12 protein-coding genes and 1 tRNA gene are annotated in these 13294 nt (G+C 24.0%); all 13 read left to right on the forward strand.

The features are described 5' to 3' along the window. Nucleotide 1: 1 nt before the first annotated feature. The 13 genes from EXC37_RS01450 to EXC37_RS01510 all read left to right on the forward strand — a co-directional run bounded on the left by EXC37_RS01450 (nucleotide 2) and on the right by EXC37_RS01510 (nucleotide 13098). Nucleotides 2-550, forward strand: a complete 549-nt coding sequence (locus EXC37_RS01450) for a hypothetical protein (RefSeq protein WP_029892122.1) — start codon at nucleotides 2-4, stop codon at nucleotides 548-550. A 35-nt stretch (nucleotides 551-585) separates the two neighbouring features. Next, complete coding sequence (locus tag EXC37_RS01455; RefSeq protein WP_006608370.1) at nucleotides 586-1113, forward strand: hypothetical protein; 528 nt, start codon at nucleotides 586-588, stop codon at nucleotides 1111-1113. Nucleotides 1114-1483: 370 nt separating this feature from the next. Next, nucleotides 1484-1840, forward strand: coding sequence for a cupin domain-containing protein (locus tag EXC37_RS01460; protein ID WP_029892123.1), 357 nt, complete (start codon nucleotides 1484-1486; stop codon nucleotides 1838-1840). Next, complete coding sequence (locus tag EXC37_RS01465) at nucleotides 1833-3575, forward strand: endonuclease/exonuclease/phosphatase family protein (RefSeq protein ID WP_029892124.1); 1743 nt, start codon at nucleotides 1833-1835, stop codon at nucleotides 3573-3575. The genes EXC37_RS01460 and EXC37_RS01465 overlap by 8 nt, the downstream gene beginning before the upstream one ends. A 111-nt stretch (nucleotides 3576-3686) precedes the next feature. Then, a tRNA-Ser gene (locus EXC37_RS01470) sits at nucleotides 3687-3777 on the forward strand. A gap of 99 nt (nucleotides 3778-3876) precedes the next feature. Next, complete coding sequence (locus tag EXC37_RS01475; RefSeq protein ID WP_029892125.1) at nucleotides 3877-6582, forward strand: cation-translocating P-type ATPase; 2706 nt, start codon at nucleotides 3877-3879, stop codon at nucleotides 6580-6582. A 155-nt stretch (nucleotides 6583-6737) separates the two neighbouring features. Next, nucleotides 6738-7433: a LemA family protein gene (locus EXC37_RS01480; RefSeq protein ID WP_051660727.1), complete on the forward strand. Its 696-nt coding sequence runs from the start codon at nucleotides 6738-6740 to the stop codon at nucleotides 7431-7433. Between the two features lie 72 nt (nucleotides 7434-7505). Further along, on the forward strand, nucleotides 7506-8315 hold the full coding sequence (locus EXC37_RS01485; RefSeq protein WP_029892127.1) for a Rossmann-fold NAD(P)-binding domain-containing protein: 810 nt from the start codon (nucleotides 7506-7508) through the stop codon (nucleotides 8313-8315). A 93-nt stretch (nucleotides 8316-8408) separates the two neighbouring features. Continuing rightward, entirely contained in the window at nucleotides 8409-8624 is a 216-nt protein-coding gene (locus tag EXC37_RS01490) for a hypothetical protein (RefSeq protein WP_029892128.1), read from the forward strand. A 25-nt stretch (nucleotides 8625-8649) separates the two neighbouring features. Next, nucleotides 8650-9495 carry an MAGa4850 family ICE element protein gene (locus EXC37_RS01495; RefSeq protein WP_129693832.1) on the forward strand — a complete coding sequence of 282 codons (846 nt, stop codon included), beginning with the start codon at nucleotides 8650-8652 and terminating at the stop codon, nucleotides 9493-9495. Nucleotides 9496-9625: 130 nt separating this feature from the next. Then, nucleotides 9626-10060 carry a hypothetical protein gene (locus EXC37_RS01500; RefSeq protein WP_029892130.1) on the forward strand — a complete coding sequence of 145 codons (435 nt, stop codon included), beginning with the start codon at nucleotides 9626-9628 and terminating at the stop codon, nucleotides 10058-10060. 841 nt (nucleotides 10061-10901) lie between these two features. Further along, nucleotides 10902-11876 (forward strand): Abi family protein, encoded by a 975-nt coding sequence (locus EXC37_RS01505; RefSeq protein WP_029892132.1) that lies wholly within the window; start codon nucleotides 10902-10904, stop codon nucleotides 11874-11876. 577 nt (nucleotides 11877-12453) lie between these two features. Beyond that, nucleotides 12454-13098 carry a UPF0236 family transposase-like protein gene (locus EXC37_RS01510; protein WP_029892133.1) on the forward strand — a complete coding sequence of 215 codons (645 nt, stop codon included), beginning with the start codon at nucleotides 12454-12456 and terminating at the stop codon, nucleotides 13096-13098. Nucleotides 13099-13294: the final 196 nt, after the last annotated feature.

Raw genomic sequence — 13294 nt, forward strand, 5'->3', positions numbered from 1 at the left:
AATGAAAAAAACAAAAATTATTAAAAACATCATATATGCATTGTTAAATATTCTTTTAGTAATATCATTTGTTTTTATACTATTGCCTGATCAATTTGTTGATTATCATTCTGCACCAGGAGAACCTTTTATTACTCCCTCTTATTATTCATTTATTTTTTATACTATTGATAGAACAGTTAAAACATATATCAATGTCACAATTATTTTAGTTTTCTTTTATACTTTTATATCTTGAATTATTTTTTATGTTGTTTTAAGAATTATTAATAAAAAAAATAATCCTATCTTGAAATTAGTAGAAAATATTATTAGTATTGCTTTCATTATTGCATTAATTGTAATAATGAAACATGAAAGTAATGACGATAACATCATCACTGAATTAGGATATAACACTTATGAAATCATAAGCTGGACAATTGGATTATTTATGTTAAAAAACATCTGTGAAATAGTTGGTTACGTTTTATCTAGAACAAAATGAAATTACAAATTATTTATTAAACAAACGTTTAAAAATTATAAAGAAGAGGTTAAAACAAATTAAAAAGCAAATGAATATTTCTCTAGAAAAGAGTAAAAATGAAAAAAATTAAATTATCAATTTCTATATTTTTAAATCTAATCTTGATTATTTCTTTTGTATTAATTTTATTGCCTAATCAATTCGTCGCTTTTAATACTAAACCAGGAGAAACCTCCTACATAGCACCTACTTATTACGCTTTTACATCACACTTTATTAATTCAGATCATAATACTTGAATAAATACATCTCTAACATTATCATTTTTATACATTTTTTTAATTTGAATAATTTCACACTTTGTTCTTGAATTAACTAATTTGTATTTTAGAAAATTAAAATCTGAAAATTTATTGAAAATTAATAAATATTTTCAATATTCAAGTAGAATAATTTTCTCTATTGTTTTAATTATTCTAGGAATCTTTGGATTAAATTGAAACCACTGAACTAATATAGGGAAAATAACCTATATATTTATGATATTTACTTCTTTTATCTTCATAATTAATAATATTTATGAATTAACATATCTCACTTATTTAAAGGCAAAAGCAATTAATTTCAAACAAGTAATAAATTAGAAAACAAGGTACAAATTATTTGTACTTTTTTTATTTTTAAAATAATGAAAATGAAAAATTTCGTTTTTAATCTTAAAAGAAAAAAGAATTATATTGATTATTTATATTTGTAAATTAAAAAATAAAAATAAATATTAATATTTAAATCCTTAAAACCTTATAAATAAGTTGTAAAAGCAAATTTAATATAAATTTACTGACATAAAATTTTAATCGTAAATTAATAGAATATGTTTAATTCAGCATCAGAAAAATTAAAATATGTTAATAAACTTTAACAAAATTTATAGCACAATAATAATGAAAATACCAGAAAATATATTATTTTTAATTACTTAAGTAAGTAATTAACTTAATGTAAAATAAAACTATGAATAGAGAACAGAATGTTTTTAACAAAATAAAAAATATTTTTTCTTTTAGGTGAAGAGAACTAAATAAAAATAAAGAAATTTTTCAAAATGTTTGTCAAAATTCTAAATTTAAAGCAGAATTAATTTATTCGAATAGTATTTCATCCGATTGACTCACTAATCATGATTATGAATATGTATTTTTGTTAAAAGGCAAAGCATATTTAAGCGATATGAATAATAATTTGATTTTAATGAAAAAAGGCGATATTTTAGCCATTAAAAAGTCAGGACAACATAAAATTATTAAAACTAGTCGAAAAACTATTTGATTGGCTATACATTTTCAAAATAAAGGGGAGATTTATGAATAAAAACCAGAAAATAAAATGATTGTTAACTGCCTCAACTCTAACCTTACCTTTAATTTCTGTAGCTTGTACTAAAAACACAGATAATCAATCACAACCAATAAATAAAACTAATGATGAAGAATTGTTATTACAAGAATTAAATAGTGAAGTTGAAAATAGTCAATTAGAATTTAACGAAACAGCTACACAAGAAGAAAAGAATAATTTTGTTAAAACACCAAATGACTTTCGCTCATTAATTAAAAAGAGAAGAAAATTTAAAAATACTAAATTTAAACTTCTAATTAAATCAATATTTTTAGAGAATGATCAAGTTATAGTTGAATTTTCAATTCAGGATAAAGAAACACAAAAAGAAAGCAAAATTTTGAAAAAAGTTTTTTCAAGCAATGACTTTTTTGAAAAATTTAATAATAAAAATCTTTCAATTCAATCTATAGAAAAAGAAAAAAAAGAAGAAGAACCTGACAATAAAAAAAATAATGAAACAACTTCTCTATTAGAAGAAGAAAAAAAAGATACTCATTCAGAACCTCCAAAAAATAATCCCGAAGATCCAAAAAATACTGATTCACAACCTTCTGATCCTGCAAATCCATCAAATAAAGAAAAAGAAGAACCAAAAAATACCAATTCTCCTTCTGAGTCTATAAATGGCTCAAGTGAGGAAAAAGAAGATGAAAATTCTGATAAAAAAGATGGAACAACCGAAAATACAAATGAAGAAAAAAATTTAGAACAAATTAGATTAGGTTTATGAAACACTTATAAATTTTCTTTAACCGAAAAAAACTATGAAAAAGTCAAAAACATCAAAATCAAAGCGTTAAGTAAAATTATTAATTATTTAAATATCGATGTTCAAGGAATAGTAGAATTATTTAATCCAGAAGCTTTAATTGAATTGGTTAAAGAGCTAAATACATTGAATACTGAAGCAAATTGAAAATATGTTATTAGCGATTATGATAAAGGTGGTAAAAATGTTCTATTAGAGTCAAATAGTAAGCAACATGAATTATCAGGATTTATCTATAAAGCAAGTAAATTAGACGCAATTGCTTTTGATAATAACTTAATAGGGACTTCATATGATAATTCGAATTATAAACCACATTTTAATTCAGATTCAAATCTAGGTTTTGTTAGACCTCCTTTTGGAGTTAAATTTAAAACTAAAGGAAGCGAAAAAAATGATTTCACCTTTGTTATAGGTCATTTTGACTCACCAGGAGTTAGCAAAGAAAATCAAGAAGTTTCTCATAAAAAACAAGGAACACAAGAATTAGATGAAGCATGGAATTTAAATGCGGCCATGAATTGATATGACCATATTGATGGAAATAACAATGAATTGATTTTCATGGGTGATACAAACATTAAAAAAAATAATGAAGCTTTAGCTTTTGAACCACTTTTAGTTCAAAATAATTACAAGTCACTATTGAAGGAAGATAATCCAACTTCAATTGGAAGAAATTTTAATTATAGTGAACCTTATGACAAAATCTTCTATAAAGGTGATTTAGAAGTTACTAATAGTGATAAATATGATCTTCTAGCTTTTCCAGAATCAGGACTTTGAGAAAATATTTCTTCATTTCAAGAATGAAAAAATTTCCTTCAAAAAAATGATTATGATTACAAAACTGAGACAAGTTATATTTCTAGCGTTATAAGTGATCATGCTCCAATTTATACAGACTTGCTATTAAACAAAGCAGATTTAACATAATTTATAAAAAAACAGCAAATTATTTATTAATTATGATTTGTTGTTTTTTCTAAATTTTTTTCTGTTTTTTTACTTCTCTTTTAAACTCTTTGTATATAATAAGAAAACTGTGGAACAGTACTCAAGAGGCTGAAGAGGCGGTCCTGCTAAGACTGTAGGGGAGGCAACTCCCGCGGAGGTTCAAATCCTCTCTGTTCCGCCATTTTTTTATATCTTTTTTGCCTCTTGTGTATATACTTTATAATTACAATTATTTATTTTAAATAATTATTTTAATTAAAGTTAATAAAGAAAGGATTTTATGACAAATCTAGAAACTGGTTTAAACGACTTAGAAGTAAAAGAGCAGTTAGAAAAATTTGGCTCAAATACTTTAGTTAAAACTAAAAAAATTAATCCATTTGTTGCTTTTATTAAGCAGTTTATAGATCCAATGGTTATTTTATTAATTATTGCTGCTTTAATTAGTTTAGGTTTAGCTATTTATGAACATGTTAGTGGACATAATGAGAGAAGTGAAATTATCGTTTCTTATGTTGAACCTGGAATTATTTTTCTAGTAATTTTCTTAAACAGTATGCTTGGCGCTTATCAAGAAGTTAAAAGTGATCAAGCGGTGAGAGCTTTAGCTAAAATGAATGAAACTTTTGCCACTGTTAAAAGAAATGGCAAAATTCAATTAATTCCCGCAGCAGAATTAGTGGTTGGTGATGTTTTAATTTTAAATGCTGGAGATGTAATAAGTGCTGATGCAAGATTAGTTGAAGCTTATAACTTAAAAGTAGTTGAAGCTTCTCTAACGGGTGAATCATTAGCCATTGATAAAATTGCTAATTGGGAAAAAACCAAAGATGCAACTCTAGCTAATAACTCACACTTAATTTTTTCAGGCACACACGTAACAAATGGTAAAGCAATTGCCATTGTTGAAGCCGTGGGTGAAAAAACCGAAATTGGCAAAATTAATTCAATGATTCAAGAGCAAGATAAGAGTTTAACTCCACTGCAAATTAAATTAAATAAATTGAGCAAAATTTTTGGTTTTGCCGGAGTAATTCTACTTTTCGTAAGTTTTATTATTCAAATTGTTTTAAGCAATGTTGTTTCAGGTATTTGAAATGAGGCTGATGTTTATACAAGCGCACTTGTTACAGCTATTTCCTTAGCTGTTGCGGCTATTCCAGAAGGTTTAATTACCTTTACAACTGTACTTTTAAGTATTGGTGTAGCCAAAATGTCAAAACAAAAAGGATTGGTGAAAAATCTTCTAGCTGTTGAAACTTTAGGTTCAGTTTCAATTATTTGTAGTGATAAAACTGGAACTTTAACTGAAAATAAAATGACTGTGGTTGATGGTTTTGTCAATGGCAAAACCTTTAGTCATACAACTGTTTCTAATGATAGTGATTATGCTTCTTTAGCAAGATATTTAACTTTATGTAATGATGCTTCAATTCATTTTAATCAAACCACAAACACATTTGAAGAAGTTGGTGATCCAACTGAAACAGGTTTATTAAGATTTGCTTATGGTTATGGCATCAAAAAAGAAGAATTATTAAAAACTACTCCACACTTAAGCGCCTTACCTTTTGATAGTGATCGGAAAATGATGTCAGTTTTAATTAAAGAAAATGGGCAAAATTTAATGATTACTAAAGGTGCGCCAGATGTTATTTTAAATAGATGTCTAAATGTTAAACGTGATGAAATTGAGCTAATTAATAGTCAATTTGCAAATAATAGTTATCGTGTTTTAGCTGTTGCTAAAAAGGTAGTTAATAAAGAAGTTTTAGACTTTAATGACGAAAATGATTTAGAATTTGTTGGTTTAATTGCAATGATTGATCCACCAAGAGCTAATGTTGCACAAAGTATTGCGCAGGCACAAAGAGCAGGCGTAAAAACTGTGATGATTACTGGAGATCACTTGCACACAGCAAAAGCTATTGCCACAAATTTAGGAATCTACCAAAATGATGATTTAGCAATTACTGGTGAAGACTTAGCGGCCATGAGTGATGAAGAATTAAATGCTAAAGTTACACATATTTCTGTTTATGCTAGAGTTAATCCAAGTGACAAATTAAGAATTGTTAAAGCTTGACAAGCACATGAAAAAGTTGTTGCTATGACAGGGGATGGTGTTAATGATGCGCCTGCTTTAAAAGCTAGTGATATTGGTTGTGCCATGGGAATAACTGGAACAGATGTTTCTAAACAAGCAGCTGATTTAATTTTAGTTGATGATAACTTTAATACAATTGTTAACTCAATTAAAAATGGGCGTAAAATCTATGACAAAATTAAAATTGTGATTTTAAACTTACTTGTTTCTTCTTTAACTGAAGTCTTAGTGATGTTAATTGGAATGATTGCCTTTTTCCTTGCCTTTAGAAATCACATTGGCAGCGAAGGTTTTTACATCTTTAGTGCTTCACAATTACTATGAATTAATCTTTTAACACATGGCTTGCCAGCTATTGCTTTAGGATTAATTGAAAACGATACTGATGTAATGAGCAGAAAACCTTATGCCAAAGGCGAAAGTATTTTTGCAAGAGGAATGGGTTGAAATTTACTTGCTCAATCCCTAATTCTTTCACTCCTTACTTTAATTGCTTATAGTTTAGGCGGTTTATACGCTGCTAAAAATGGTTTAAGTGGTTTAGATTTCTTACAAACTGCTTCAACTGCTGCCTTTTTAACTTTAGGAATTGGCGCTTCATTGAATGGAATTAATTTAATGAGTCATAAAACTATTTTCAATCTTAAAAATAGTTTTAAATACTGAATTGTAATTTTAGCTGTTACTGTTTCAGTAACTTTAATCTTAATTGTAGTTTTAATTCCAGATCTTTCAAATGTCTTTAGAATGGTGGGTAATGTTTATATACAAGCACCAATGGTTCTGGCAATTGGAATTCCTTTAGGTTTAGGTTTAACACTTTATAATGAAGGATTTAAATTATTTACTTTTCTTAAAAATAAGTATAAAAAAGCTTAATTAGCAAAATAAATGAAATGCGACATTTCGCATTTTTTTATATTTTTAAAACCAAAAAATTTTTAAAACCAAAAAAGAAATAATAGTAAAATTCTATTATATTAATAATCATTAATATAAATTGAATTTTGAACAATGACTAGGAGATAAATAAAATGGCAAATATGCTTAATCCAAACAATAACGTTGGAGATTCAGGTGCTCAAGGTTTTAACCCTGTTGCAAGTAACGCTACTCGTCAAGCTGATATTTCAACAGCGCAAAAAGTAATGTTTATTGTTTTTTCAGTAATTACATTAGGAATTTTTTGACTTTACCACTTTGTTTTTGTAACAGTTAATAGATTTAATCAATTACAAAATGACGTTAACAATGCTGCCTCAACAGTTGATACACAATTAGCAAAACGTTTTGACATGATTTCATCATTAGTTGAAGCTGCTAAATCTCAATTAAAACAAGAAAGAGAAGTTTTAGAACAAGTAACAAGATTACGTGCTACTGTTGGTCAATTAAATAGTGGTGCCTTAACAGCTGCGCAAGCTGGTGAAGCACGTGCTCAAGTTGAACAAGGAATGAATAGTGTTTTAAGTAGATTATTGGTAGTGCAAGAAAACTACCCTGAGTTAAAATCAGATAGAATTGTTGCTGATTTAATGCAACAAACAGTTTACATGGAAAGCGAAATTGCTGCTGCAAGAAGACTTTACAACACTTATGTAAATGAATTTAACACTGCAATTTCAACTTTCCCAAGAAACTATGTAGCTGCTAAAAAAGGTTATACTTCAATGCCTTTATTTCAAGCTGCTTCACAACAAAGAGACAGAGTAAACTTAACTTTAAACTAAAAAATCAAAAGTCCATTTTTTGGGCTTTTTTTAATAACTTTTTTAAAAAATATTAAGCAAAAAGGAGATGAAATGAAAAAGGAATGACAAAATGAAGAATACAATCCAAAAAAACATTCTATGGAACCTATAAAAGTTAAGGAATATCAAATAAGAGGAAAAAGTGCTTTTGATATTCTTAATTATTTTTTATCAAAATGAAAAGGTTTTAATATAAAAATTTATTATTTTTTTTCAATATTCATCGTTATATTTCTCGGTTTATTAATATGATTTTTTTGAATAACTGTTAACGGTTATAAAAATAGTAATTTTAATGCTTTTGTTTTTGCAGAAACTTTCGCATATATTTCAATTGTTTTACAAATATTAATAAGTTTAGTTTTATACTTTAAATCGTTAAAATGATCTAGACATAATTTTGATTTAATTGATAAGTTAAAGTATAAAGAATGAAAAAATTACTTTCCATTTTTTAAAAATAAATATTTATTTATTGATTTATCAAATATAAAAAATATGGAAGAAAAGAAAAGAATTAAAAAAGAGTTTCGAGAAATTTGTGAAGCAAAAGAAATTTTTTACTCTTTTGAAATTAATAATCCTATAAAACCTAATAATATTAAAGATAAAATAAATTATAAAAATCGCAAATTCCAAATTTTTAAAGGCCAAAAAATTGATTTTTATAGACATATTTCTATAAAAATAAAAAATAATTTTGGAAAAATAGAGAGTTCTAATTACTATAGTTTTTTTAAAAATAAAATTGAAAAATCTTGAAGTTTTTATGGTAATTGAAATTGAATTAATTTTTCTATGATTGTATTTTTTGCTATATTGTTTATTTCTAGTTTTGTTTTCCTTTTATTTTCGGTATAACAAGGAAAAAATTTTAGAATAATTTTTGGATCATTTTTTCAGCTTGTATTAATTTTTTTAATTATTGTTTTTGTGTTTTCTAAAAATAGGCTTTTGATATTACTAGAAAAAAAGATTAATAAATTTAGAAAAAAAGATTTTTTTGAAAAAATAAAATATGATAAAAAATCAAATATTTTTGACAAAGAAAGCAAATGATTAATAGTTTTAGATTTGTCAGAATGTAGTTTTAAAAATAGAAAAAAATTTAAAGAAACAATAGCTGATTTTTTTGAAGAAAAAGAAATTTACTTTTGTTTCTATGAATAATCTCTTTGATGAGTAAAAAACAGGTGTGTTGCTATTTGTATATCAATTACAAATAGGAGCACAATTGAAAAGTTTAGCTTATGAAAGAATAAATACTGAAGTTAAATCTAATCAAGATTTAAACTGAGAACATTTTAATAGTCTATATTTTGCTAAGAAATATAGAGTTTTTAATAGTACTCTTTTAGCAGAAATAAGAAAAGTTAAACTTAAAATTAGTGAAGCTACTTTTGAACATATTAAAAATAAACCTTTAGTTGTTTATTTATTTGCTATTTTAAGAGCTTTAAAAGCTGATAAAGAAGCAGTAAGTAAGAAAATCATTTTAGAAACAGGCATAAAAAAATCATCTTTTTATGATGCTTTAGCTACACTTAAAAAACTGAATTTTGTAATTGAATTAGATAATGGAAATGCACTTAAATTAACTAGTAAACACTTATTAAGACCAAAAAATTTCAATGCTGATGTGGCAGGAATTTTAGGTGAAGATGTATTAAATTCAGTTAATCAAGTTTATCAAGAAAAAGTTAAAAAATTCTTTTATCTTAAAAGCACTTTCTATTGAAATATGTTCTTTTTATATGGATTAGAATTTGTTAAAAATGCTGTTACTTTAGCTCTTAAAACTAAAAAAAGCAAAGTAAAAGATTTGACTAATAAAACTATTTCAGTATCAAATAAGTATTTAAAATTAACTCGTTTTAAAGCTTATGACTATACTAAAAAATTAGCAAAAATTCTAAATTCAGCTTTCAGTAAACTTTTTACTATTCAAAGAGAAGTTAAGAAAGTTAAAGGTGAAGTTAAATATACAACATACAGATATTTAATGAAAAACTTTAATAATCTCTACAATCAATACTATTAATTAAATTTCTAGAGCAAATTTTATTTCACAATAAGGTAATAATGAAAGAACCAATTTAAAGTAATTTTACTTTTTAAAAAGAAATAAAAAGTAGATTGTTTATTATTACAGAAATAAGTTTGCTATAGTAATGAAAATTAAAGAAAAGCAAACCTTAGATTGAAATAGTTTAGAAAACACTATTACACTTTTATACTATTTTAAAGAAGCTAAATTTAACTTAAAAAGTCAAAGTGGAACTAACATTAAAAACAGTACTAGCTTTAATGTTAAATATACAGGTAAAATAATTGGAGAAATAAGTCAAATTGACTTAAAAGATATTTATTTTGAATTAGTTTATGATGAAAATGATTATGCTAAATTAAAATTAGCAATTATTAATGATATTGTCACTAATATTAAAAACAACTATAGTTTAGAACTAAATAAACACTATCTTTTAAAAGAGAGTGAAATTGAAAATTTAGTTAGAACTATTTCATTTAAAAATGCAGTAAATAAGTCTAAAACGCTTTTTATTCATCTTGTAACTAATATTTCAAAAATTAGGAAGAAGTTTTAATTACTAACAATAACCAACAAGAAGTAATTGATAATTTGCCAAGTAGTGAAGAAGAGGTAAAAAAGATCTAAAGAAAGAGATGCTTTTATAATTGTAATTTCAGTTTTAGCAGGAATTCTTACTTTTGGTATTGTAGGCTTTATTATTTATTAGAAGAAATTTAAATCTAAAGTAAAGGCTTAGAATAATATGAAAAAAAGTAAAGATAAAATGCAAGAGTTAGTAATTAACAAATATAACTTAATTAAAGATGAAAGAGACAAAAGTAATGCTTTCTGATAGCTAAAGTTTCTAGTATCTAATTACATGAACAAATTGGTGAAGACTTTGTTAAGCGACTTTTTAAAGAAACAGGCTTTGAAGATAAAAACTATCTAACTCAAACAATTCATAGTGATTATGATTTAATCATTAACAACTTAAAAATTGAAGTTAAAACAGTCAAAATTAACAGTGAAAAGAACTTTCAATTTGGCGGTATAAACATCTGATATAACTTTGATTATCTTTTTCTTTTGACCTTAAGTAATAATCAAATTTACTATCGCATTTTGAAAAAAGTGATATTTTCTATAATAATGATTCAAAAGAATTAAGGGCAAAATCACACTTTATTAAATTAGATGAAAATAATATTAAGAAATTAGTAGCATCCTCACCACAGAGCATTAATTTCAAATTTAAAGTCACTTTAAAAGACTTAGAAATTTTAGATGATAAAATTTTTGAAGTATTAAAAAGTAAATTTAGATAAAAAACAAAAGATGGTTTAAAAGCCATCTTTTTAAAATTTCAATTTATTTCTAATAAATTTAATAAAAAAATATATAAAGTAAATAATATGAAATCTAAAAAAAATCTAAATATTAAAAAATTTTTAACAATATCTCAACAAATAGAACTTTTAAAATCTAGAAATTTAATTTTTACTAGTGAAAACAGCGAAAACAAAAACGACGAATATAGATTTAAATGATATTTACGACTATACAATTATCAAGATTTTGTTAAAGGTTACAATAAAATATTTGTAAAAAATAAAATAAAAAAAATTAGAGATGAAAACACATCAATTGTGGATTATGAAAATTCTAAATCGTCTGGAATAATTGAAATTTTTAATTTTGATAGAAGTGTTTCTAATTATTTATTTTCTAATATTTTGAATTTTGAAAGAATTTTAAAAACTTCTATTGTTCTTGCTATTGGAACCACTTCAAAACACAAAACAATTAAAAATTGTCGCTTATTTGAAATTGACAAAAATGAAGTAGCAAATGAATTATTTAAAAATAATTTAAACAAAAATGAAATTAATAAATTGTTTGAAAGTATGAATAGCCCATTTAAAGAAAATATACAAAATAATAGACTGATAGAAAAGTATAAGGACAACAAAAATATTATTCCACTATGATCTTTAATAATGTTTTGAAGTTTTGGAACAGTTTTTAAATTTTATTCTGCCTTAAAGGATGAATATAAAAAAGAAGTTTTAAAGAATATATTCGAAAAAAATGAAAATAAAAGAATTGATATTAATACATTGGAAGAACTTATTGGTGTTTTAAAAGATATAAGAAATAGAATTGCGCACAATAATAGAATATATGATATCAAAATTCAAAATAAGAAAAAAATTCTAAATCAATTATTGCATGTTAATAAAGTTAAAAGTGTAAAAAAACCTATCAAACTAATGGATTTGATAAGTGTTTTTGAATTATTGATTATTAACAAAAAAAATAGTAATAATAAAACATTACGAGAATTAATTTCTGATAAATGTAATACAATTTTTTTTCAAATAATATAAATAAAAAATCAAAAGAAAAATTTAAAAAAATAATAGGATTAGATTAAATATATGTTAAAATTCTAATGTAGAACCTCGAGTCACACAGGATGTGAGTAAAGCTCCTTATATTTATATAAGGCCTCGTCGGTGTTAAAGTCTTTAAACTGATCAAAAAGGTCGCTCCTTTAGTTTGAAGACTTTTTTATTTTTTAAAGCATATTTAAAAATTTTTACTAAAAGTAAAAAAAGTATTTTGATTTTTGTTAAATTCGTTTTAAACTAAAAACAGTATAAACAAGTTTAAAAAGGAAAAATGATGAATTTAATAGAAGCAAAAGAGAATATGAAAGCTTTAATTGAAGCCAAAGTTGTAACTATAAATGCTAAAGAATAACTTTTTAGAACTATTTTAAGATTTAAAGAAAAACCAAAGTGAAAAATTTTTCGTAGAGTAAAAAGAAAGTGAATTACTCTTTATGGAACTTTTTATCTAAATCAAACTTATTATGAATATTATGATAATAAACAAAAATTAAAACGTATTGCATATCAACATGATGAAATTTTTCAGCAACTAAAAACTAGTTCATATGATATGGAGTTAATTAATTTTGTTTTAACTAACTATTTAAAAAATAAAACAATTGTGCATTTAGCAAATGTTAAAATTTATAAACAGCTTATTTATAGTTGATTAAGGAAATTTAAAATTAAAAATAAGTTAGTTAATTGACAGATGAACTTTAATCAAAACAATAATTTATTTAATGACAAAAGTTTAAATCAAATTGAAATAGATGATACTTTTATTAACATTCAGCAAAATAAAGAAACTAAAAAAATTGGAATAAGACAAATTGTTTTTCATAATGGCTTTCAGAATAGTAAAAACAAGAATTTTTCTTTTCTTATTTTTTGAAATGTAAGTGAAACTAAGAAAAGAGAATTATTACATTTAACTTATCAAACTATTAAAAAATATTTACATAATGATGTTAATTACACTTTAAAAGGTGATGGAGCTAAATGAATTGAAAGATTAAGTAAACAGTTAAAATTAGATTTTGTTTTAGATAAATTTCATCTTTTCAAATATTTAAATTGATTATTTAAAATACCAATCCATATAAAAAGCAATAAAATAGTCAAATTAAAAGATTATGTGCATAAAAAAATTAAAGTTAGATGATTAACACTATTTATTAATGCATTAAAATTTAAAACTAAAAATACTTTTTAAGTCTATTTAATAGTTTAATTAGTCAAATTAATAAAGATAAAAAAATTAAAATACTAATTAAAAGAAATATTGTTAAACAGTTAATTAATTTTCTAAGTAAAATGAATAATATTTGAAATAAAAATAATGAATTAAATAAAATTTCTTCATACACAGAACATTTTATTTTTCATCACTGTAAAAAAATTATTAAAAA

Source organism: Mycoplasmopsis columbina (assembly GCF_900660685.1).
GTDB lineage: Bacteria > Bacillota_I > Bacilli_A > Mycoplasmatales > Metamycoplasmataceae > Mycoplasmopsis > Mycoplasmopsis columbina.